The following is a 22,035-nucleotide window of genomic DNA, read 5'->3' as shown; positions in this document are numbered from 1 at the left end:
GGTGGGTGATATTGTGTGTTATGGCTCCGCTCTCGCGACGAGACGAGACGATGCTGCGCTAGCTAAAACTCATAGGGGGCATGATGGCCAGCATCAATGACGATAAATCTTTCAAGTTAGCTTTGATCACCGAAGACTTGCAAGGCGACCAGTCCAAAGACGATTTCGCTGCCGTGTGCGAGCAAGCGCGGGCGGCGATGAGCTCGCACGATATTGGCAGCGATTTCCGTCGTGCCTACCTCAGTTGCATGAGCGATCCTAAGATCCTTATGAGCCAAATCCAGGCCGACATGATGGACAACTACATGATCGCCGCCTTCGCATGCATGGAGCTGGGCGTCCCGAAGCATTTTCCATTAATCGCATGGGCCGCGCTGAATAAGATGGACTTCGAGGGCTTGCGCGGTGAGATTGCATGTATGCGCGCGCTGATGTGGGGCGGCTTCGACGTGAACGCCCAAACCCAGGAAAGCCGCATTTCTGCGCTCCATGCCATGTGTAATTTGAAATGGGGGAGGGGAGCGCATCCCAGGGCTGTCCATCACCTCATTGAGAACGGTGCCAACGTCAACATTCAATCTGCGACGGGCGACACGCCAATGACTACTCTGTGCGGCAACGCGACATGGAACGAAGACATCGATAGAACGTTTTATTTGCTGTTCGATGCTGGCGCGGACCTGGAGATTGAGGCCGCGGATGGCGCCTCGGCTTGGCTCCTGCTTCAAAGCCAGCAGAAAGAAAATCCCCACCCCTTGCGTGAGCAACTCATTTCAGATTTGTCAGCATGACTCTCTGTGCGCATGCTGAATGGCGATGCAGGCAACGCCTGCGTGCCGATGGGAGAAGGACGCCCAAAATTCAATTCGACAAACATTCCACCAAAATGATATTATTCGGCCGCGCTTAGCGCATGTTTCCCCTATGAAGGCGACCAATCTGCGCACCCCATTCACACTGCAGGGGTCGCAAGTTCGAAACTTGCACTTCCCACCAAAATTTTCGTTTGTATTCAATGACTTAGGTTTTTTCATCCTGCCAAAATACGAACTTGGGGCAAACTTGGGGCAATGGGATTTTTCTTCCGCCACCTTGCCTCAACAATACGGCCGCTTCCTGCGGCCGTTTTTGCATCACGCTGGCTTAAGACGTCTTACATTCCTCCAACTTGCTTTCCTGCAACGGCCTCGTACACTGCGCCATTCTGATGGTCTTCTATCGGCCTATTGTGTTGAAAAACCCCAGTTGAGCACGCGACTTTCACGATTTTCCGCTGTCTGAGCAAGGAAAAGACGGGGACTGCGATGATGGGACGTGAGGAAACCAAAACTGTAGCTGTTCGAAACTGGCCGAACAAGAACAGCAGGCGATCGATGCCGGCACTCCCGATGTACTTCCCATTTTTTTCTAAGGCTCCGTAATGACACTGCTTACGGTGCCGTAATTTCAGCATGGCACGGTGCCGCTTGCTGAAGCGGTCGATGCGCTCGACCTGTCGGGCGACCGCGCGCATGGCATTTACGTCGACGGCACGTTTGGCCGCGGCGGACATGGCCGCTTGATCCTGTCGCGCCTGGCGCCGGACGCGCGCCTGATCGGCTTCGACAAGGACTTGCAGCCATCGCCACGGCCGAACAGATCGCCGCCCTCCATTTCAGCATCGTCCAGCCACCTTCGCCACCATGACGGCCAGCCTGGCCGAGCAGGGCGTGCGGCAGGCCGATGGCATCTTGCTCGATCTGGGCATCTCGTCGCGGCAAGTCGACGACGCGGCGCGCGGTTTCAGCTTCCGCAACGAGGGACTGCTGAACATGCGCATGTGGATACCACGCGCGGCATTTCCGCGGCCGATGGCTACGTGGTCCGCCTGCTGTATGTCAGTTTGCACCTGATGCATCATCGCGCCGTGCTTGGGGGGGCGTCCGCACGGGGGTGCTGACGGTTGCACGTTTCCTGATCAAAAAGAATACGCCATCGGTCAAACTGCACTAGCACTGCATGTGCCGCGCCGGTGGGGGGAGGGCGCCGGGACTGCGGCGGCGCCGGCGGCGTTGCACGGCACGGCTTCCGAATGCCGGCCGCGTCAGCCGGCCTTGGCGCGGTGCGGCTGCTGGCGCGCCGTGATGCGGAACACGCTGGGCGTCTGGCCCACTTCCTTGCGGAAGAAGCGCGTGAAGTAGGCGGCGTCCGAAAAGCCCAGCAGGAAGGCGATCTGCTCCATCGACTGGTCGCCGAAGATCAGGTGGCGCCTCGCTTCCGTGATCAGGCGCGCATGGATCATCTTGGTGGGGCTTTGCCCCGTGGCCGAGGCGCAGGCGGCGCGCAGCTGCACCAGCGAGACGGCCATCATCGAGGCGTAGTCCTGCAGCGGCAAGCCTTCGTGGTAATGCGCGTCGATGAGTTCGCGAAAACGGTCGGCCAGGCGGATCTCGCTGCGCGTCGTGCCTTCATTGTCGACCTGCTTGAGGTGGGTGCCGCGCACCAGCATCAGCAGCAGCGACGTCAGCAGCGCTTCCGTGCCGATCACGTGGCCGGTGGCGCGCAGGGCCACTTCCTGTTCCAGCCGTGAAATGAGGGTGAAGAATTCCGCCGCCGCCTCGTCCGCATACGACAGGGGAATCACGCGCGGCATGGCCCACAGCTGGATGAATTCGTGCAGCTTGCTGTTGACCTGCGTCAGGTAGGCCACCTCGATGGTGACTACCCAGCGGTCGACGTCGATCTCGTAGTCGAGGCCGTGCACGCACTCGGTGGGCAGCAGCAGCGCGCACGGACCTTCGAAGGGCACGCTGCTGCCTTCCAGGTTCATCACGCCACGGCCGTTGCGCACGAAGATCACCTGGCCGTACTTGGGATGCGCATGCGGCTCCGTGCGCCAGCGGCCCCGTTCCGTGACGTGGCCGATATGCACGAACCAGCCCTCGCGCTTTTCCTGGCGCTCCACGTACAGCCGCACTTTCGGCACGGTGGTCAAGGTGACTCTGCCACCCGCATGATGTTGATTCTTTGCTATTGCATTGTGTGTCATCTGGTCTCCTGGACAAGGCGCAGCGGGATCGTTGTGTCGCAGCCGGCCATGCTGGCACCGGGCTGCGCGGGCCGATTTCTCGCGCTGATCGGCGTCAATCATAGCCCTCGGGGCAGGCGAGGGCAAGCGCCGAACTGTATCTGTCGTGTATGCACAAAAGTGCCAGAAAAAGTCCCAGCGAATCTCATTTTTGTCTAGGGACGGGGCAGCGGCCATCTCCTATTCTTGACTCCTCAAGACAGGACGCCTGCCGGCTGAGGTACTCCAGCCGGCAGGCGCAAGACACTCACAGGAGAATCAAGTTGGCCAAGAAAGTCCCCCTCAAGATCGCCATCGCCGAGCATCCGCATACCTCGGCCATCCGCAACGGTTCCATCCCCATCGAGGGCGTGGACGCGGAATTCATCACCGTGCAGCCGCAGATCGGCGCCTTTCGTCGCATGGTGCGCGACGTCGAATTCGACGTCTGCGAACTGGCGCCCACCACCTACATCATCGCCCGCGCCTATGGCGCGCCCTTCGTCGCGCTGCCGATCTTCGTCGTGCGCCGCTTCCACCACGGCGGCCTGCTGGTGCGTCCGGACGCCGGCATCGGCCACCCGAAGGACCTGGAAGGCAAGCAGGTGGGCGTGCGCGCCTACTCCGTCACCACAGGCGTGTGGAACCGGCAAGTGCTGATCGACGAATTCGGCCTGGACGCGTCGAAAGTGACGTGGGTGGTCGATGACGAGGAACACGTGACCCAGCTGAAACTGCCGGGCAATGTCATCCATGCGGCGCCGGGCACCTCGCTGGCCGACATGATGGCCAGGGGCGAGCTGGTGGCCGGCCTGGAGGGAGCGGCGGGCATCGGCCGCACGGGCGCGCCGACGGGCGGCTGGAAGGAAGTCGAGGCCGACTACCCGGACCTGTTGCCGAACGCGGCCGGGATCGAGGCGGACTATTACCGGCGCACGGGCGTGTATCCGATGCACGGCACCATCGTCGTCAAGGACGCCATCCTGGCCGAGCATCCATGGATCGCCAAGTCGCTGTATGACGCCTTCGACCGGGCGAAAAAGGAATGGCTGGCGCGCCTCGACGCGGGCGAGGCCACCACGGCCAGCGACAAAAAATACCAGGCGCTGCGCCAGATCGTCGGCCACGACCCGCTGCCGTACGGCTTGCAGGAAAACATGAAAACCATCGTCACCCTGGAAGCGACGGCCTTCGAGCAGGGCCTGACGCCGCGCCGCATGTCGATCGCCGAACTGTTTGTCGACCCGCTCGCCCCTTGAACCGCTGATCCGCTGAACCGAACCGAGAGAAGAACATGATTATTGATTGCCACGGCCATTTCACCACCGTCCCCGCCTCGTTCCGCAACTGGCGCGCGAAACAGGTCGAGTTTGCCAACGACCCCGTCAACGGCCCCTCGCGCGCCGAAGCCTTTGTGTCCGACGACGAAATCCGCGAGGCGGTGGGCAATGGCCAGCTGCGATTGCAGCAGGAGCGGGGCGGGGACCTGACCCTGTTTTCGCCCATCGCGGGCCTGATGAGCCATCACCTGGGCAACGAGCGCACCAGCCTGGAATGGGCGGAAATCTCCAACGACCTGGTGCACCGCGTGACGGAAATGTATCCGGACAATTTCGCCCCCGTGTGCCAGCTGCCGCAGTCGCCGCTGGCGCCGCCGAAGAACAGCATTGCCGAGCTGCGCCGCTGCGTCGAGGAACTGGGCTTCGTCGGCTGCAACCTCAATCCCGACCCGACGGGCGGCTACTGGACGGGCACGCCCGTCACGGACCGCGAATGGTATCCGCTGTACGAGGCGCTGTGCGACCTTGACGTGCCGGCCATGATCCACGTGGCCGCCTCGTGCAACCCATGCTTCCACGGCACGGGCGCGCACTACCTGAATGCAGATACCTCGGTCTTCATGCAGATCCTGCAGTCGGACCTGTTCAAGGATTTCCCCCAGCTGCGCCTGATCATCCCGCATGGCGGCGGCGCCGTGCCTTACCACTGGGGCCGCTACCGGGGCATGTCGCTGGAAATGCAGCACCGTCCGCTGGAAGGCTTGCTGGACAACATCTTCTTCGACACCTGCGTGTACCACCAGCCGGGCGTGGAACTGCTGACCAAGGTGATTCCGGCGGACAACGTCCTGTTCGGCTCGGAAATGATCGGTGCCGTGCGCGGCAAGGATCCGGCCACGGGCCAGTACTTCGACGACACCAAGCGCTACGTGGACGCCATTGCCTCGCTGAGCGAGGAAGACCGCTACAAGATTTTCGAGGGCAATGCGCGCCGCGTCTTCCCCCGTCTCGACGCGCGCCTGAAGGCGCAAGGCAAATAAGGAGCCAGCATGACCATCATCGACATTCATCCGCACATCATTTCCGGCGACGAAGGCCGCTATCCGCCGGCGCCCCTGTTCGGCAAGCGCTCGGACTGGTCGCAGGAGCGCCCCAGCACCGTCGAGGCGCTGATCGCCCAGATGGACGCGGCCGGCGTGGCCAAGGCGGCCGTCGTGCATTCGTCCACCACGTATGGCTTTGACAACAGCTATGTGGTGGAAGGCTGCAGCCAGTACCCGGGCCGGCTGGCGGCAGTCGGCTCCGTCGACGTGCTGCAGGAAGACGCGCCGCAGCGCATCCGCGAGTGGCAGGCGCGCGGCCTGGCCGGCCTGCGTTTGTTTACGGGCGGCAGCACCAAGGAATTCGACCCCAGCGAACTGGACGACCCGCGCTCGTTTCCCGCGTGGGAACTGTGCGCCGAACTGGGCCTGGCCATGTGCATCCAGACGGGGCCCGTCGGCCTGCCGCAGGTGACGGCCCTGGCCAAGCGCTTTCCCACGGTACCCATCGTCCTCGACCACCTGGGCCGCCCGGACGTGGCCGACGGTGCGCCATACGCCAGTGCGCACAGCCTGTTCGAGCTGGCCGCCTTGCCCAGCATTTACCTGAAGCTGACGCCGCGCATCTTCAACGACGTGAGCAAGGACAAGGCCAGCGCCGAGACCTTCTTCCCCCGCGTGGTGGACGCCTTTGGCGCGTCGCGCATGGCCTGGGGCTCGAACTACCCGACCTCGCCGGGCAGCCTGGCCGCCATCCTGGCCACGGCGCAGGCGGGCCTGGCCTGCCTCGGCGACGCTGACCGGGCCTGGATCTTCGGCAAGACGGCGCAGCAGCTGTATCCCGGCCTGGCCTGAAGCCAGGGCCACGCCTATGCAACACCGGACAAGCCGCCGCAGAGCGGCCCGGAAACAGCACCAATCAACGAAAGAAAAAGATGGAGACAAGTAAGGCAAAAGGCGCAGGCGCCGTCAACCCCTGGGGCATCTTGCTGCTGCTGGCGCTGGGGCTGCTGATTTCCTTCGTGGACCGCACCAGCCTGTCGTCGGCGCTGGCCGACAAGAGTTTTGTCGCGGAATTCGCCCTCACCAGCGTCGAGCGGGGCTGGCTCAATTCCTCGTTCTTCTGGTCCTATGGCCTGTGCCAGCTGGGCATGGGCTGGGTGGTCGACCGCTACGGCGTGAAATGGCCATACACCGTGTGTTTTACTTTATGGTGCCTGGCCTCGGCCGCCACCGGCATGGTGACGACTCTGGGCGCGCTGATCCTCATGCGCCTGCTGGTGGGCGCGGCCGAAGCCGTGGTGATCCCGGCCAGCTACCGCTGGATGGGCAACAATTTCCGCGAAAGCCAGAAAGGCCTGGCCGTCGGCATCTTCGCCATGGGCGGCAAGTTCGGCCCGGCCATCGGCGCGCCCATCGCCGCCTGGATCATCGTCCACCATTCCTGGCAACTGATGTTCATCGCCACGGGCCTGGTGGGCTTGCTGTGGCTGGGGCCGTGGCTGCTGATGGTGAAGAACGATTTTCCCTCGAAGGCGGAACTGGTTGCGCGCCGGCACACGGCCGCTTCCGTCACCTTCGGCAGCCTGCTGGCCAGTCCCGTGGTGTGGGGCGGCATGATCAACAACTTTTGCTACGGCTATTTCACCTTCTATTGCATGACCTGGATGCCGGCCTACCTGGTCGAGCAGCGCGGCCTGTCGCTGGAAAAGTCCGGCCTGTACACCTTCTTCAGCTTTGCCGGCATCGCCATCGTCGCCACCATCGCCGGCTGGGCGGCGGACCGCCTGATCGCGCGGGGCAGGGATGCGGTGCGGGTACGCAAGAGCTTTGTCGTGGCCGGCTTCATCGGCGGCACCACGGTGCTGCTGGGCGCGTATGCGCCGACCTTGCAGATGGCGCTGTTCTGGAACGTGCTGTCGCTGTCGCTGCTGGGCCTGGTCACGGCCAACAACACCACCCTGTGCAAGCTGACCCTGATCCCCAAGCCGGCCATCGGCCTGAACACGGGCTTGCAGCAGGTGGCCACCAGCCTGGCCGGCGGCATCTCGGCCAGCCTGTCGGGCTGGCTGCTGCATGTCAGCGGCAGCTACACGGCGCCGATGCTGGCGATCTTCGTCTTCCTGCTGATCGGCGCCGGCAGTTCCGTCATCTTGCTGCAGCGCAAATGGGCACCCAGGGTGGGCGAATCGGCGCCGCTGGAAGCGCAGGACCCGCAGGAAGCGCCTGCGCCGCTGCACGATGCGCTGGGCAAGGTCTGACGCGGCTGCCCCCTTCACACATCCCAACACCTATACGAGGAACACGATGGCAAAAATTGTATTCGGCATGGCGGTACCGCATAGCGGCATGCTGGGCCAGAAGCCGGAAGACTGGCTGACGAATGGCGAGCGCGACCGCAATAACCCGGAACTGTGGTTCCGCAACCGCACCTGGACCTATCCGGAACTGGAGACACACCGCGAGGCGGCGTTCGAGCCCTTCCTGACGCTGGAAGAGCGCACGGAGCGGGCGGCGCGCTGCCGCACGGCGCTCGACACCATGGCGGCGGCCTACCGCGAGGCGAAGATCGATGTGGCCATCATCCTGGGCAAGGACCAGAAGGAAATCTTTACGCAGTTCTCGCCCTCGATCGCCATCTACACGGGTGCCGAGGTGCACAACGGCCCGCCGCAGCGCGCCGTGTATGCGCCGGACCGCCACGTGACGCATCCCTGCCATCCGGAACTGGCCGCCCACCTGGTCGACGCCTTCCAGCAAGAGGGCTTCGACCTGACCGACCTGTTCGCCTGGCCGGACAACGTGTGGATGAAGCCCCTGCCCGAGTATCCGGTGGCGCCGCACGCCTACAGCTTCGTCTACCACCAGATCATGCAGGACGAGGTGCCGCCGCACGTGCCCATCATCATGAACTGCTTCTATCCGCCCACGCAGCCGTCAATGGCGCGCTGCATCGAATTTGGCCGCGTGCTGCGCGACGCCATCAACGCCTGGCCGGCGGATGTGCGGGTCGGCATCTTCGCCTCGGGCGGCCTGTCGCACTTCGTCAACGACGAGGAGTTCGACCACAAGGTGATGCGGATGCTGGGCGACTACGACTACGACGGCCTGGCCGCCATCCCCGACGGCTACTACCAGTCGGGCACTTCCGAAATCAAGCTGTATGTCAGCGTCATGAAAGCCATGCAGGACACGGGCGCCGCCATGACCCTGGTCGACTACGTGCCGTGCTGGCGCACGCCGGCCGGCACGGGCGAGGGCATGGGCTTCATGTACTGGGACAGCAAGCAGTAATCATCCACTTCAGACCACGAGGAACAACATGAGCAATAACCGCCTGAACGGCATCATCCGCGCCTGGGAACAGGGCAAGCCCGCTTTCACCGCCTTTGCCAAGATCGACCGCCAGTCGGCCATCGACATGAGCGAAGCGCCGTATGACGGCATCGTCTTTGAAATGGAGCACAACCCCTACGACGTGGCCGCGCTGGGCGATGCGCTGCAGTACATGCTCAACCGCAAGCAGATCGCGGCGGCCGGCTCCGTGGCGCCGGGCGTCACGCCGCTGGCGCGCATACCCGCCAACGGCGTCGAGATGAACCAGTCGTTTGCCAAGCAGGTACTGGACCGCGGCGTGTATGGCGTCATCACGCCGCACGTGGCCACCGTCGAACAAGCCTGGAACGCCGTCGCCTCGTGCCGCTATGCGCGGCCGAAGAACGCGCCGCTGTATGAACCGCGCGGCGTGCGCGGCGACGGCCCGGCCAATGCGGCCCGCTACTGGGGCTTGAGCCAGCAGGAATACTATGCCAAGGCCGACGTCTGGCCGCTGGCGCCGCACGGCGAACTGCTTGCCGGGCTGATGATCGAAAGCACGCAAGCCATCGGGAACCTGGACGACATCCTCGCCAACGTGCCGGGCGTGGGTTTCGTGCTGATCGGCGAGGGCGACCTGTCGCAGGAACTGGGCCTGGCGCGCCAGTACGAGCATCCGGAAGTGCTGGCGGCCATGGCGCAGATCGTCGCCACCTGCCACAAGCACCAGGTCAAGGTGGGCAATCCCCACGTCACGGGCAGCAATTACGAGCGCCTGCTGAAGGAAGGCTACGGCTTCCTCATGTCGGCGCCGCAGCGCAGCTACGGCGTGATCGGCAAGGCGCGCGAGATGGCGGGGTACTGACATGAACGGCGCTGAAAGCCTGGTGCAGACCCTCACCGAACAGGGGGTCGATATCTGTTTCGCCAATCCGGGCACTTCCGAGATGCATTTTTTGAAGGCGCTGGAAAACCCCCGCATGCGCAGCGTGCTGTGCCTGTTCGAGGGCGTCTGCACGGGCGCCGCCGACGGCTACTACCGCATGAAGGACACGCCCGCGTCGACCCTGCTGCACCTGGGGCCGGGCCTGGCGAACGGACTGGCCAACATCCACAACGCCAAGCGGGCCTCGTCGGGCATGCTCAACATCGTCGGCGAGCATTCGGCGGCCCACCTGCAATACGATCCGCCGCTGATGTCCGACATCGAGGGCCTGGCACGCCCCCTCAGCCACTGGGTGCGCCGCGTGGAATCGGCAGGCAGCGTGGCCTGGGACGTGGCCAGCGCCGTGGCGAAGGCAAGCGCGCAGCCGGGCCAGATCGCCACCCTGATCCTGCCCGGCGACGCCTCGTGGCAGCAGGCGGGCGCGCCGGGCGTGCCGGCGCAGGCGCTGCCGCGCGCCGACAGCCTGGCCAGGCTGCCGGACGCGGCGCGCATCGAGCACGTGGCCAGGGTGCTGCGCTCGGGCGAACCGGCCCTGGTGATCCTGGCGGGCCGCGCCACGCGCGGACGCGCGCTGGCGCTGGCGGGCAAGCTGAAGGCGGCCACGGGCTGCCGCCTGGCCACGCAGTTCTTCACCTCGCGCATCGAGCGCGGGGCGGGGCGGGTCACGCTGGAGCGCATTCCATATGCGGTCGGCCTGGCCGTCGACTACCTGAAGGGCTTCAAGCACATCATCACGGTGGACACGACGGAGCCGATCGCCTTCTTCAGCTATCCCGACAAGCCCAGCCTGCTCAAGGCGCCCGGCACCAGCGTGCATGCGCTGGTCGAGAGCGGCGAAAGCTGCGAGGCGGGGCTGGAAATGCTGGTCCACGCGCTGGGCGCCACGCACACGCCGGCCGCCATCCAGCCGCGCGCCGAGGCGGCGGCTCCCAGCGGCGCGCTGACGCCGGCCAGCATCGCCCAGGCGCTGGCGGCCGCCTTGCCGGAAAACTGCATCCTCGTCGATGAGTCGCTGACGACGGGGCGCGAAACCATGGGCCTGACCGTGGGGGCCGCGCCGCATGATTTGATCAACAACATGGGCGGTTCCATCGGCTACGGCACGCCGGTGGCGACGGGCGCCGCGCTGGCCTGTCCCGAACGCCGCGTGTTCTGCATGGTGGGCGACGGCAGCGCCATGTACACCATCCAGTCGCTGTGGACGCAGGCGCGCGAAGGCCTGGACATCACCACCATCATCTTCGCCAACAACAGCTACGCCATCCTGAAGGCCGAATACGCCAACATGGGCGCCGGCGCGCCGGGACCGCAGGCGCTGGCCATGATCGACATCGACCGTCCGCGCATCGACTGGCAAGCCATGGCGAAAAGCATGGGCGTGCCCAGCGTGGCCGTCGACACGGCCGAAGGCTTCCACCGGGCCATGCTGGACCTGGCGCGCGAGCCGGGCCCCTCGCTGATCGAAGTGCGTTTGTAACCATCTTGAAAGGAAACACCATGAGCCACGACTATAGCGGCGTGCCGACGCTGCGCATCAACCTGTCCGAGTATCCCGTCACGCGCGCGCTGCGCGACGGCCGCGTCACTTCCGCGCTGTTCCAGCTCGATTTCTGCGGCCCCACGCCCGCGCACAACGGCTTCAAGGCGATGGTGCGCGAAAACGCCTTCGACGCGGGCGAACTGGCCATCGTCACCTTCCTGCAGGCCAAGGCTTACGGCAAGCCCTACGTGATGCTGCCGGCGCCCATTTCGGGCCGCTTCCAGCACCATTGCGCCGGCTTCAACAGCGATTTCGGCCACCTGGAGCCGAAGGATATCGAAGGCAAGCGGGTCGGCGTGCGCACCTACACGCAGACGACGGCGCTGTGGATACGCGGCATCCTGCGCCACGAATACGGCGTCGACCTGGACAAGGTGACGTGGATGATCCTGGGCGACGGCCACCTGGCCGAATACAGCGACCCGGCCAATTGCGAGCGCCTGCCGAAGGGCGCATCGATTCCCGACATGATGATGCAAGGCGAGCTGGCGGCCGCGCTGCTGGGCGAGGACATGCCGAAGGACCCCCGCGTGCGCACCCTGGTGCCCGATGCCCAGGCGGCCGCAAAAGACTGGTTCGCGCGCGAAAATGTGGTGCCGATCAACCACATGTTCGTCGTGCATGAGGAACTGTCGCGCCAGCGGCCCGACATCGTGCGCGAACTGTACCGCATGCTGGCCGAGAGCCGGGCCCTGGCCGAAGGCGTGCCGGCCGTCTTCCCGCCGCTGGGACTGGAAGCGAACCGCAAGGGCCTGCAGCTGGCCATCGACTGGTCGCTCGACCAGAAGATCATCCCGCACCGCCTGGCAGTCGATGCGCTGTTCGACGACGTGACGCGCGCGCTGGGGTGATGCCTGTCCAAAAGTGCCAGTGAATCTGTCTTTTGTGCAGAGACGCCGGCCGGCGCGTCCCATATTCTATCCATGCAGGACCGGCCCACCCGCCCACAGAGGCGGCGGGCGCCGGTGCAGTACCCAAAACTATAAGAACGATCAAGGAGACACGATGAAACAGCACGCAGGAAGCAGCACCTCCGCAGCGCCGCGGCAGGCGCTCACGATACTCGCCGCCATGCTGGTGGCCATCGGCGCGCCGGCCGGCGCGGCCGACCTCAACCCCGGCGGCGAGTGGCAAATCCGCTGGGACAACACCATCAAGTACAGCGCCGGCTACCGCATCGATTCGCCCTCGGCCGCCCTGATCAGCGGCGCCGCCAAGGTGAACAACGACGATGGCGACCGCAATTTCAGCAAGGGCCTGATCTCGAACCGCGCCGACCTGCTGTCCGAATTCGACGTGCAGAAGGACGGCTTCGGCCTGCGCCTGAGCGCCGCCGCCTGGTATGACACGGTCTACAACAGCGGCACCTCGAACACCTCGAAGGCGACCAGCAACAACGTGTCCGCTCCCTACAACGCATTTTCCCCCGACACGCGGCGCATCGGCGGGCGCAATGCGGAAATGCTCGACTGGTTCGTCTTCGGCAGGAACCAGCTGGGCGACGCCACCTTGTCCTACCGCCTGGGCCAGCACTCGCTGATCTGGGGCACCACCCTGTTCTTCGGCATGAACGGCATCGCCAAGGGCATGGCGCCGATCGACCTGTACAAGCTGTCGATTCCCGGCGCGCAGGCGAAGGAAACCACCATCCCCGTGCCGCAACTGTCGAGCACCTTGCAACTGAGCAACGACACCAGCGTGGAAGCGTATGTGCAGTTCAAGTACCGGCCCACGCGTCTGCATCCGGCCGGCAGCTACCTGAGCGCGACCGACATGCTGGGCGACGGCGCCGAATCGATGTATGCGGGCCCCTTGAAACTCAAGTATGCGGGCCAGGTGAAGGGCGACCTGCCGAACAACTTCGGCCTCGCCTTGAATACGCGCAGCGAACTGCTCGACGCCGACATCGGCCTGTATGCGATCCGCTACAACGATACCTCGATGCAGATCGTCACGCAGGCGGCCAGCCAGCGCTACTTCCTGGCCGTGCCCAACAATGTGCGCGCCTTTGGCGCCAGCCTTTCGCGCCTGGTCGGCAGCGCCAACCTGGGCCTGGAAGCGTCGATGCGCTACGGCCAGCCGCTGGTGGCCCGCTCGGGCACGGTGACCTTGCCGGCGGGCGCGGGCAGCAGCTGGCTCGACGACAACACGCCTTACCCCACGGGCCGCACGGCGCACCTGAACCTGTCGGGCACCATGATAGGCGGCGCTTCCAGCCTGTGGGACGGCTCCAGCCTGGTGGGTGAACTGTCGGCCAACCACCTCAACAGCATCGAGCGCAACGCGGCCAAGGTGGACACCACGCTCAACAAGACCAGCTATGGCGGGCGCGTGGTGTTTACGCCCACCTGGTACCAGGTGGCGCCGGGCCTGGACCTGAGCGTGCCGCTGAACCTGGGCTGGTCGTTCAAGGGCCGCTCCGTGATCGACACGGCGTTTCCGTTTTCCGGCAGCCCCGACCACGGCGGCGAACTCATCGTCGGCGTGACGGGCGTGTACCTGACCAAGTGGACGGGCAACCTGTCGTTCATCAATTACCGGGGCAAGGCCACGTCGCAGGCGCTGCTGGACCGCGATTACTTCCGCTTCAGCCTGCAAACCAGCTTCTAAAAAAATACCAAGGAGACAAACAATCATGAAAGCATCCATCATGCATACCGCCAGCCTCGTGCTGGCCCTGGCCCTGGCCCTGGCCAGCGCCGGCGACGCCGCCGCGCAAGCGGGCGCCAGCCTGAAATCGGGCGCGCTCACGCCCTACGGCGCCGAACGGGGCGCCAGCAAGGATGGCAGCATTCCCGCCTGGGACGGCAAGCCCGTCGCCATGACGGTGGGGGCCGACAACAAGCGCGCCGACCCCTACGCGGCGGAAAAGCCGCTGCTGTCGATCACGGCCGCGAATGCCGCCCAGCATGCGGACAAGCTCACGGACGGCACGCGGGCGCTGCTGGCCAAGTGGCCGGCCATGCGCATCGATGTCTATCCCAGCCACCGCAGCGCCGTGTTCGCGCCGGCCGTCTACGACGCCGTGGCGCAGAACGCCGCGCGCGCCAAGCTGGCCAATGGCGGCCTGACAGTGGAGGGCGCGTACGGCGGCATCCCGTTCCCCGTGCCGAAGAATGGCCACGAAGCCTTGTGGAACCACATGCTCAGCTACCGTGGCCAGCTGACCAGCTTTACGGCCGACAAATACGTGATGACGGCCAATGGCGACCGCGTGCTGACCAACCGCCAGCGCACCAGCCTGGCCTATCCGTATTACGACCCGAAGGGCAAGCCGGAAGCGTTCAGCGGCGAGTGGGCGCGCGCGCGCCTGGACATCACGGAACCGCCCGCCAATTCGGGCCAGGCCATGATGACCATCGACTATGTCGACAATTACAGCAAGCCGAAGGATGGCTGGCAGTATGTGCCGGGCCAGCGCCGCGTGCGCAAGTCGCCTTCGCTGGTGTATGACACGCCGGACGCCTCGGCGGCCGGCCTGGCCAATTTCGACGACGTCAACCTGTTCATCGGCGCGCAGGACCGCTACCAGGTGCAGCTGCTGGGCAAGAAGGAAATCTATATCCCGTACAACAACAACGGCCTGTTCCGCAAGCCCGTCAACGCCGTCATCGGCAAGGGCACGCTGAATCCGGACGCCGTGCGCTGGGAACTGCACCGCGTGTGGGTGCTGGAAGCCACCCTGGCGTCCGGCAAGCGCAACGTGGCCGCCAAGCGCCGCCTGTACCTGGACGAGGACACGTGGCAAGCCGTGCTGGCCGACACCTGGGATGCGCAGGGCAAGCTGTGGAAGACGGGCCAGGCTTACACCCTGCTGGCCGGCGACGAGCCGTCCGCCAGCACCCTCAGCTATACCTGGCACGACCTGCTGTCGGGCGGCTGGGTGTATGCGGCGGCCATCAATGAAACGGGCGGCGTGTCCTATCAGGACTTCGACAGCAAGCAGCTGAGCCGCTTCACCTCGGGCGCGCTGGCCAGCGGAGGCGTGCGTTGAGCAGCAAGTCCTGCCTGTGCGCCGGCATGCTGGCGCTGCTGGCCGCTGCCGCCCCGCTGGCCCAGACCGCCAGCGCCTTGCCGGCGGCGCTGCAGCGGCCCGCCCTGGCGGTGGCCCGGCCGACGGCGGCCCATCTGCTGGCCATCGCGCGAGCCGGCGAGCGGCTGGTGGCGGTCGGCGAGCGGGGCCTGGTCATCTACACGGACGATGCGGGGCGCCACTGGACGCAATCGAAAGTGCCCGTCAGCGTCAGCCTGACGGCCGTGCGCTTCGCGAATGGCAAGGAAGGCTGGGCGGTGGGCAATATGGGCGCCGTGCTGCGCACGACGGATGGCGGCGCCAGCTGGACGCGCGTGTTCGACGGCCTGCGCGCCGCCGCCCTGGCCGGACAGGCGGCGCGGCAGGCGTGGGACGCCGTCAAGCCCGACCCGGCGCAAGCCGAACACCCCTTGAATCTGCTGCTGCAGGATGCGCAGCGCTTCGTCGACGAAGGCGCCGACAAGCCCTTCCTCGACATCGGCCTGCGCGCCGACGGCAGCGTGCTGGTGGTGGGCGCCTACGGCCTGGCCTTTTCCAGCAGCGACGGCGGGGCCAGCTGGCTGGCGCAGATGCGCCACCTGCCGAACCCGGAAGGCGGCACGTACTACGGCATCGCCGAACGCCAGCACGAGCAGTTCCTGTTCGGCGAGCAGGGCTTGCTGCTGCGCGCGGCGGGGCAGGGCATGCCGGACGCGGCGGCGTTTGCCGCGCAGGCCTCGCCCGCGAAAGGCAGCCTGTTCGGCGCACTCCCCCTGCAAGGCGGCGCCCTGGTGCTGTTCGGCCTGCGCGGCAAGGTGCTGCGCAGCGCCCAGCCCGGCGCGCCGTGGCAGGAAGTGGCCACGCCCGTCGACGCCTCGCTGCTGGCGGGCCTGCAATTGCCCGATGAAACCGTGCTGCTGCTGGGCGCCGCCGGGCAGGTGGTGGCCAGCCGCGACCAGGGCCAGACCTTCGCCGCGCTGCCCATGACGACCCGCTTTCCCTTCACGGGCGCGGCCCTGGCGCCCGATGGCGGCCTGCTGATCACCGGCACGCGCGGCCTGCTGCGTCTGTCCCCGGCCGAGCTGGCCCGCGCGCTGGCGCCACAGGGCGCCCGCGCCAGTCTCACGAAAACCGCACAACCATGAACGCCATGCATCCCGATACCGAAGCAACGCAAGCCGAACGCAAACTTCCCTTCGACCCGCAGTCCGGCAGCCGCCTGGAGCGCTTCGTCTTCGGCCACCGCCGCTGGCTGCTGGCGCTGTGCCTGCTGATCACCGTGCTGCTCGGCTGGCAGGCTGCCCGCATCGTGCCCAATGCCAGTTTCGACGGCATGCTGCCGATGAACCACCCGTACCTGCAGAATTACCAGGCCGAGCGGCAAAAACTCGTGTCGCAGGCCAACAGCCTGCGCATCGTCGTCGAGCAGCAGGGCAGCGGCAACATCCTCGACGCGGGCTACCTGGAAACCTTGCGCCACGTGAATGACGACGTCTTCCTGCTCGATGGCGTCGTGCGCGGCCAGCTCAAGTCGCTGTGGACGCCGTCCACGCGCTGGACGGCCGTCACGGAACGGGGCTACGAAGGCGGCACCGTGATCCCCGACGACTACGACGGCTCGCCCGCCGCCTTGCAGCGCGTGCGCCTGAATATCGAGCGCTCGGGCGAAGTGGGGCAGCTGGTGGCGCGCGATTTCCAGTCCAGCGCGCTGATCGTGCCGCTGGCCGAGCGCGACGAGGCGGGCCATGAACTCGATTACGCGGCCCTGTCGCGGCAGCTGGAAAGCCTGCGCGCGAAGTACGCGGGCCAGCACGTGGCGCTGCACATCACGGGCTTTGCCAAGGTGGCGGGCGACCTGCTGGACGGCCTGCGTCAGGTGGCGCTGTTCTTCGCCCTGGCCGCGCTGATCGTCACGGTGGTCGTGTTCTGGTACACGCGCTGCCTGCGCAGCACCTTGCTGGTCGTGGCCTGTTCGCTGGTGGCCGTCGTCTGGCAGCTGGGCATGCTGCCGCTGCTGGGTTTTACCCTGGACCCGTACGCGGTGCTGGTGCCGTTTCTCGTGTTTGCCATCGGCATGAGCCACGGCGCGCAAAAGATGAACGGCATCATGCAGGACATCGGCCGCGGCATGCCGCGCCTGGTGGCGGCGCGCTTTACCTTCCGCCGCCTGTTCATGGCCGGCTTCACGGCGCTGGCCTGCGACGCCGTGGGCTTCGCCGTGCTGATGATGCTCGACATCCATTCCATCCGCCGCCTGGCCATCACGGCCAGCCTGGGCGTGGCCATCCTGGTGCTGACCAACCTGATTTTGCTGCCGGTGCTGCTCAGCTACACGGGCGTCAGTCCCCGCGCCGCGCGCCGCGCCGCCCTGGCCGACAGCCAGGACGCTGGCGGCCGCACCCTGTGGACTTTCCTGTGCAAGTTCACGGGCCGGCGCTGGGCCATCGCCACCATCGGGGCGGCGGTCTTGCTGGGCGGCTATGGCTTGCATGCCAGCCGCGCACTGCAGGTGGGCGACCTGGACGCGGGCGCGCCCGAGCTGCGGCCGCAGTCGCGCTACAACCTCGACAACGTCTACCTGACGCGCCATTACAGCACCAGCAGCGATGTGCTGGTGGTGATGGTGCGCACGCCCGTGCAGGGCGCCATGCGGCATGCCGTGCTGGCGAAGGTGGACGAACTGGAATGGCGCTTGCGCCAGGTCGAGGGCGTGGAAACGACGCAATCGCTGGCTTCGCTGGCGCGCCAGACGGCCGTGGGCATGAACGAAGGCAATCCGCGCTGGTACGAGCTGCAGCCGAACCAGGCGGCGCTGAACACGGCCAGTTCGCGCGCGCCGCGCAGCCTGGTCGATGCCGGCTTTTCGCTGCTGCAACTGCAGGTGTACCTGAGCGACCACAAGGCGGCCACCCTGCGCCGCGTCAGCGCTGAGGTGGCGGCCTTCGCCAGGGATAACGACAGCGCCGATGCGCAATTCCTGCTGGCGGCCGGCAATGCGGGCTTCGAGGCGGCGACCAATGCCGTGGTAGAAAAGGCCAACCATGAAATGCTGCTGCTGGTGTATGCGGCCGTGGTGGCGCTGGCGTATTTCACCTTCCGTTCCTGGCGCGCCGTGGCCTGCGCCATCATCCCCCTGGCGCTCACCTCGGTGCTGGCCGAGGCCTTGATGGTGTGGCTGGGCATCGGCCTGAAAGTGGCCACCTTGCCCGTCACGGCGCTGGGCGTGGGCATCGGCGTCGACTACGCGCTGTATGTGCTGAGCATCATGCTGGCGCAGATGCGCCTGGGCCTGCCACTGGCGCAGGCGTATCACCGCGCGCTGCTGTTGACGGGCAAGGTCGTGATGCTGACGGGCGTGACCCTGGCGCTGGGCGTGGCCACCTGGGCCTTCTCGCCCATCAAGTTCCAGGCCGACATGGGCATTTTGCTGGCCTTCATGTTCATCGTCAACATGATCGGCGCCCTGGTACTGCTGCCGGCGCTGGCCAGTTTCCTGCTCAAACCGCAGGCTGCCGCGCAGGCACGCAATGATGCAGTGCACGATGTTTATCACAAACGAAATACGTATAGTGGGGCACGAAAATAGTGCGCCTAAGCAATACCGTGAATTTAACAACTACAATAAAGGAGCACTTCATGGATCGTCGAAAAGTCCTACGCCTGTTCGGTTCGGCAGCACTGGCAAGCCAGTTGCCGTTCGCCACCCTGGCCAAGGCGCAGGGTATCGCCAGCGCGGCGGTAAAAAAGAAGGGTGTAATGCTGATGAACCGCATCGCCCCCTCCGTTTCCCAACTGTTCATCGCCAACCTCGATGGCACGAACGAGCGCAAGCTGCTGGGCGATACGGCCTTCGAATACAACGCCAGCCTGTCGCCGAATGGCGAGTGGCTGCTGTTCACCTCGGAGCGGCGCGGCGACGGCCAGTCTGACGTCTACCGCGCGCGCCCGGACGGCAGTGCCATCACCTCCGTGGTGGCCAGCGATTCCGTCGATGACGCGGCCGTGCTGTCGCCGGACGGCCGCACGCTGGCCTTCGTGTCGACGCGCAATGGCTACCGCGCGAATATCTGGTTGCAAGACATGGCGACCGGCCAGCTGCGCCAGTTGACGGGCCTCGGCGCCGTGCAGGGCAAGGCGGGCAAGCCCGACTGCTATTTCCGCCCGGCCTGGTCGGCGGACGGCCAGTGGCTGGCTTTTTCCAGCGACCGCAACACGGAATGGACGGGGCATGACCAGGGCCATGGCTGGGAACATACGCAGGAATTGAGTATTTACATCATCCGCCCCGACGGGAGCGGCTTCCGCCAGGTGGCCACGCGCCCCGGCTATTGCCTCGGTTCGCCGAAATGGTCGCCGGACGGCAAGCGCATCGTCTTCTATGAAATGACGGTGGAAGCGACCTGGGGCGCGCGGCGGCCGAATTACATCGGCAAGGCGTATTCGCAGATCGTGTCCGTCGACGTGGCCAGCGGCGCGCGCCAGGAACACACGATGGGCACCGACCTGAAGCTGCAGCCGCAGTACCTGGGCGATGGCGAGATCGCCTACCTGATCAAGTACGGGCCGAACGAAGGGCTGGCGTACACCTCGCAGCGCGCGCCCGTGAAGCAGGCCTTCATCCGTTCGCCGAGCTGGACGGCCGACGGCCAGTCCGTCATCTATGAAAAAGTGGCCTTCAAGCCCGTGCGCCCGCTGCTCAAACCCCTGTTCAGCTGGGACAAGGACTGGGATTACCGCCATGTCGACGTGTATCCGCTCATGTCGCGCGACGGCTGGGTGGTGTTTACGGATAAGCAGCTGGGCAACAGTTCCATTTACGTCATGCGCCCCGACGGCAGCGAAAAGCGCAAGGTCTTCGAATCGCAGGGCAACGGCTTGAACGAGGCGAAGGTACGCATGGGCCTGGCAGGCGCATTCCAGCCGTGCTGGTCGCCCGATGGCGAGTGGATCGCCTTCGGCCTCGGCTACTGGTTCGCCGAGCGCAGCACCATGACGGCGGCCCTGTGGCGCGTGCGCCGCGACGGCACGGGCGCCGAACAATTGACGGACGGCAGCCTGCACTCGGGCTTCCCCAGCTATTCGGCCGATGGCAAGGAACTGGCCTACCGCGTCTTCAGCGCGCAGGAAAAGGGCATCCGCGTGCTGGACCTGGCCACGCGCAAGTCGCGCGTGCTGACGACTTCGCTCGATAACATGCCGGGCTGGTCGCCGGATGGCCAGCGCATCGTGTTTACGCGCCGCGACGACACGGGCAACTACGACGTCTACACCATCCGCCCGGACGGCACGGGCCTGTACCGCTGCACCGACCACGAGTCGAGCGATGGCCATGCCGTGTGGAGCGCCGACGGCCGCATTTTGTGGAGCGGCTCGCAGCACGGCTTCCGCGACGAGGCGGCCTTGTACGAGCAGACATTCCAGCAGTACGGCCAGATCTACGTGATGAACGCGGACGGCAGCGACAAGCGCATCGTGACGGACAGCAAGTGGGAAGATTCCATGCCGCTGTACCTGCCGCAGGGCTAAGCCGTGCCATCGGAGAAGCGGGCGGGCGCGGCGCACGGCCAGGCGGCGCGGGCGGCGGAAAACCCCTGGGCCATCCTGGCATTGCTGGCGCTGGGGCTGATGATCGCCTTTGTCGACCGCACCAGCCTGTCGTCGGCGCTGGCGGACCCCGGCTTCGTGCGGGAGTTTGCCTTGACGAACGTGGAGCGGGGCTGGCTCGCCTCGGCCTTCTTCTGGTCCTACGGCCTGGTGCAGCTGCCCATGGGCTGGATGGTGGACCGCTATGGCGTCAAGCGGCCCTACGCCATCTGCTTCGTGCTGTGGTGCCTGGCCGCGGCGGCCACGGGACTGGTAACGACCCTGTCGGCGCTGATCCTCATGCGCCTGCTGATCGGCGTGACGGAAGCGGTGGTGGTGCCCGCCACCTACCGCTATCTGGCCAACAACTTCGATGAAACGCACAAGGGCACGGCGCTGGGCATCTTTTCCATCGGTGGCAAGATGGGCCCGGCGCTGGGCGCGCCGCTGGCGGCGTGGATGATCGTCACGTATTCCTGGCAATGGATGTTCATCTTCACGGGGCTGGCTGGATTATTGTGGCTGGCGCCCTGGCTGCGCCTGGTGCGCGACGATTTCCCCACGCAGGGGCAGCTGGCCGCGGCGGGCCGGCGCGCCGCCTCCGTACCGCTGTCGAACCTGCTGGCCAGCCCCGTCGTGTGGGGCGGCCTGATCAATAACTTTTGCTATGGCTATTTCACCTTCTATTGCATGAGCTGGATGCCTGCCTACCTGGTGGAACAGCGGGGGCTGTCCCTGAAACAGTCGGGCCTGTACACCTTCTTCAGCTTTGCCGGTATCGCCCTCATCGCCGCCGTCGCCGGCTGGGCGGCCGACCGCATCATTGCGCGCGGGCACGATGCCGTGCTGGTGCGCAAGTGCTTCGTCGTCGCCGGCTTCATCGGCGGCACCACCGTGCTGCTGGGGGCGTATGCGCCCAGCCTGCCGCTGGCGCTGTTCTGGAACGTGCTGTCGCTGTCCCTGCTGGGGCTGGCCACGGCGAACAACCTGGCGCTGTGCAAGCTGACCCTGATCCCCACGCAGGCCGTGGGCTTGAACACGGGCTTGCAGCAGGTGGCGACCAGCCTGGCGGGCGGCGTCTCGGCCAGCCTGTCTGGCTGGCTGCTGCACGTGGGCGGCAGCTACGAGTTGCCCATGCTGGCCATCTTCGGCTTCCTGCTGGCGGGGGCGACCAGCACCGTGGTGCTGATGCGGCGCAAATGGGCGCCCCGCGCCAACGACCTGGCGCCCGACACCGTGGCGCCAGCCATGCCTTTACCCGGAACCCACTGAC

Annotated in this window: 17 protein-coding genes and 1 pseudogene; 16 read left to right on the top strand and 2 right to left on the bottom strand. The window is 65.8% G+C overall.

Annotation, left to right across the window (positions count from 1 at the left end; all coding sequences use genetic code 11):
• Positions 1-80: 80 nt before the first annotated feature.
• Positions 81-791, top strand: a complete 711-nt coding sequence (locus ACZ92H_RS12670) for an ankyrin repeat domain-containing protein (protein WP_465052357.1) — start codon at positions 81-83, stop codon at positions 789-791.
• Positions 792-1,153: 362 nt separating this feature from the next.
• Here the strand turns inward: ACZ92H_RS12670 and ACZ92H_RS12665 are convergent, their stop codons facing one another.
• Positions 1,154-1,552 carry a hypothetical protein gene (locus tag ACZ92H_RS12665; RefSeq protein ID WP_465049827.1) on the bottom strand — a complete coding sequence of 133 codons (399 nt, stop codon included), beginning with the start codon at positions 1,550-1,552 and terminating at the stop codon, positions 1,154-1,156.
• On the opposite strand from ACZ92H_RS12665, the pseudogene mraW reads away from it, so the two are divergent.
• Positions 1,460-1,849 (top strand): annotated as a pseudogene (gene mraW, locus ACZ92H_RS12660) (16S rRNA (cytosine(1402)-N(4))-methyltransferase); the annotation flags it as partial. The gene ACZ92H_RS12665 and the pseudogene mraW sit on opposite strands and share 93 nt — an antisense overlap.
• A 234-nt stretch (positions 1,850-2,083) precedes the next feature.
• Here the strand turns inward: mraW and ACZ92H_RS12655 are convergent.
• On the bottom strand, positions 2,084-3,028 hold the full coding sequence (locus ACZ92H_RS12655; RefSeq protein ID WP_465049613.1) for a helix-turn-helix domain-containing protein: 945 nt from the start codon (positions 3,026-3,028) through the stop codon (positions 2,084-2,086).
• A gap of 302 nt (positions 3,029-3,330) precedes the next feature.
• Here ACZ92H_RS12655 and ACZ92H_RS12650 point away from each other — a divergent pair, with 302 nt between their 5' ends.
• From ACZ92H_RS12650 to ACZ92H_RS12585, 14 genes are all read left to right on the top strand, one after another.
• Positions 3,331-4,305: an ABC transporter substrate-binding protein gene (locus tag ACZ92H_RS12650; RefSeq protein WP_465049612.1), complete on the top strand. Its 975-nt coding sequence runs from the start codon at positions 3,331-3,333 to the stop codon at positions 4,303-4,305.
• A gap of 35 nt (positions 4,306-4,340) precedes the next feature.
• Positions 4,341-5,366 carry an amidohydrolase family protein gene (locus ACZ92H_RS12645; RefSeq protein ID WP_465049611.1) on the top strand — a complete coding sequence of 342 codons (1,026 nt, stop codon included), beginning with the start codon at positions 4,341-4,343 and terminating at the stop codon, positions 5,364-5,366.
• 9 nt (positions 5,367-5,375) lie between these two features.
• The gene (locus tag ACZ92H_RS12640; protein ID WP_465049610.1) at positions 5,376-6,221 is read left to right on the top strand and encodes an amidohydrolase family protein; all 846 of its coding nucleotides are present in this window, start codon (positions 5,376-5,378) and stop codon (positions 6,219-6,221) included.
• Between the two features lie 80 nt (positions 6,222-6,301).
• Positions 6,302-7,627 carry an MFS transporter gene (locus tag ACZ92H_RS12635; RefSeq protein ID WP_465049609.1) on the top strand — a complete coding sequence of 442 codons (1,326 nt, stop codon included), beginning with the start codon at positions 6,302-6,304 and terminating at the stop codon, positions 7,625-7,627.
• Positions 7,628-7,673: 46 nt separating this feature from the next.
• The gene (locus ACZ92H_RS12630) at positions 7,674-8,660 is read left to right on the top strand and encodes a DODA-type extradiol aromatic ring-opening family dioxygenase (protein WP_465049608.1); all 987 of its coding nucleotides are present in this window, start codon (positions 7,674-7,676) and stop codon (positions 8,658-8,660) included.
• Positions 8,661-8,688: 28 nt separating this feature from the next.
• Positions 8,689-9,546: an HpcH/HpaI aldolase family protein gene (locus ACZ92H_RS12625; protein WP_465049606.1), complete on the top strand. Its 858-nt coding sequence runs from the start codon at positions 8,689-8,691 to the stop codon at positions 9,544-9,546.
• 1 nt (position 9,547) lies between these two features.
• Positions 9,548-11,104, top strand: a complete 1,557-nt coding sequence (locus tag ACZ92H_RS12620; RefSeq protein WP_465049605.1) for an acetolactate synthase large subunit — start codon at positions 9,548-9,550, stop codon at positions 11,102-11,104.
• 20 nt (positions 11,105-11,124) lie between these two features.
• Positions 11,125-12,018: a substrate-binding domain-containing protein gene (locus ACZ92H_RS12615; protein WP_465049604.1), complete on the top strand. Its 894-nt coding sequence runs from the start codon at positions 11,125-11,127 to the stop codon at positions 12,016-12,018.
• Between the two features lie 154 nt (positions 12,019-12,172).
• Positions 12,173-13,777: a DUF1302 domain-containing protein gene (locus ACZ92H_RS12610; RefSeq protein ID WP_465049603.1), complete on the top strand. Its 1,605-nt coding sequence runs from the start codon at positions 12,173-12,175 to the stop codon at positions 13,775-13,777.
• Between the two features lie 25 nt (positions 13,778-13,802).
• Entirely contained in the window at positions 13,803-15,161 is a 1,359-nt protein-coding gene (locus tag ACZ92H_RS12605) for a DUF1329 domain-containing protein (RefSeq protein ID WP_465049602.1), read from the top strand.
• A complete protein-coding gene (locus ACZ92H_RS12600; protein ID WP_465049601.1) occupies positions 15,158-16,324 on the top strand; it encodes a YCF48-related protein in 1,167 nt (388 codons plus the stop codon). The genes ACZ92H_RS12605 and ACZ92H_RS12600 overlap by 4 nt, the downstream gene beginning before the upstream one ends.
• A 5-nt stretch (positions 16,325-16,329) precedes the next feature.
• Positions 16,330-18,765 carry an efflux RND transporter permease subunit gene (locus ACZ92H_RS12595; protein WP_465049600.1) on the top strand — a complete coding sequence of 812 codons (2,436 nt, stop codon included), beginning with the start codon at positions 16,330-16,332 and terminating at the stop codon, positions 18,763-18,765.
• A 50-nt stretch (positions 18,766-18,815) separates the two neighbouring features.
• Positions 18,816-20,705: a hypothetical protein gene (locus ACZ92H_RS12590; RefSeq protein ID WP_465049599.1), complete on the top strand. Its 1,890-nt coding sequence runs from the start codon at positions 18,816-18,818 to the stop codon at positions 20,703-20,705.
• Between the two features lie 72 nt (positions 20,706-20,777).
• Positions 20,778-22,034 (top strand): MFS transporter, encoded by a 1,257-nt coding sequence (locus tag ACZ92H_RS12585; protein ID WP_465049823.1) that lies wholly within the window; start codon positions 20,778-20,780, stop codon positions 22,032-22,034.
• Position 22,035: the final 1 nt, after the last annotated feature.

The sequence above is a fragment of the Janthinobacterium foliorum genome (assembly GCF_978021625.1).
Note: the sequence above shows the minus strand (reverse complement) of the source record. Positions and strands in the feature narration are given on the sequence as shown.

Excerpts from the sequence above, each read along its gene's own strand:
- ACZ92H_RS12590 (WP_465049599.1), top strand. The coding sequence starts at position 18,816 with ATGGATCGTCGAAAAGTCCTACGCCTGTTCGGTTCGGCAGCACTGGCA.
- ACZ92H_RS12640 (WP_465049610.1), top strand. The coding sequence starts at position 5,376 with ATGACCATCATCGACATTCATCCGCACATCATTTCCGGCGACGAAGGC.
- ACZ92H_RS12595 (WP_465049600.1), top strand. The coding sequence starts at position 16,330 with ATGCATCCCGATACCGAAGCAACGCAAGCCGAACGCAAACTTCCCTTC.
- ACZ92H_RS12630 (WP_465049608.1), top strand. The coding sequence starts at position 7,674 with ATGGCAAAAATTGTATTCGGCATGGCGGTACCGCATAGCGGCATGCTG.
- ACZ92H_RS12615 (WP_465049604.1), top strand. The coding sequence starts at position 11,125 with ATGAGCCACGACTATAGCGGCGTGCCGACGCTGCGCATCAACCTGTCC.
- ACZ92H_RS12645 (WP_465049611.1), top strand. The coding sequence starts at position 4,341 with ATGATTATTGATTGCCACGGCCATTTCACCACCGTCCCCGCCTCGTTC.
- ACZ92H_RS12620 (WP_465049605.1), top strand. The coding sequence starts at position 9,548 with ATGAACGGCGCTGAAAGCCTGGTGCAGACCCTCACCGAACAGGGGGTC.
- ACZ92H_RS12610 (WP_465049603.1), top strand. The coding sequence starts at position 12,173 with ATGAAACAGCACGCAGGAAGCAGCACCTCCGCAGCGCCGCGGCAGGCG.
- ACZ92H_RS12665 (WP_465049827.1), bottom strand. The coding sequence starts at position 1,552 with ATGTCCGCCGCGGCCAAACGTGCCGTCGACGTAAATGCCATGCGCGCG.
- ACZ92H_RS12605 (WP_465049602.1), top strand. The coding sequence starts at position 13,803 with ATGAAAGCATCCATCATGCATACCGCCAGCCTCGTGCTGGCCCTGGCC.
- ACZ92H_RS12670 (WP_465052357.1), top strand. The coding sequence starts at position 81 with ATGATGGCCAGCATCAATGACGATAAATCTTTCAAGTTAGCTTTGATC.
- ACZ92H_RS12625 (WP_465049606.1), top strand. The coding sequence starts at position 8,689 with ATGAGCAATAACCGCCTGAACGGCATCATCCGCGCCTGGGAACAGGGC.
- ACZ92H_RS12635 (WP_465049609.1), top strand. The coding sequence starts at position 6,302 with ATGGAGACAAGTAAGGCAAAAGGCGCAGGCGCCGTCAACCCCTGGGGC.
- ACZ92H_RS12655 (WP_465049613.1), bottom strand. The coding sequence starts at position 3,028 with ATGACACACAATGCAATAGCAAAGAATCAACATCATGCGGGTGGCAGA.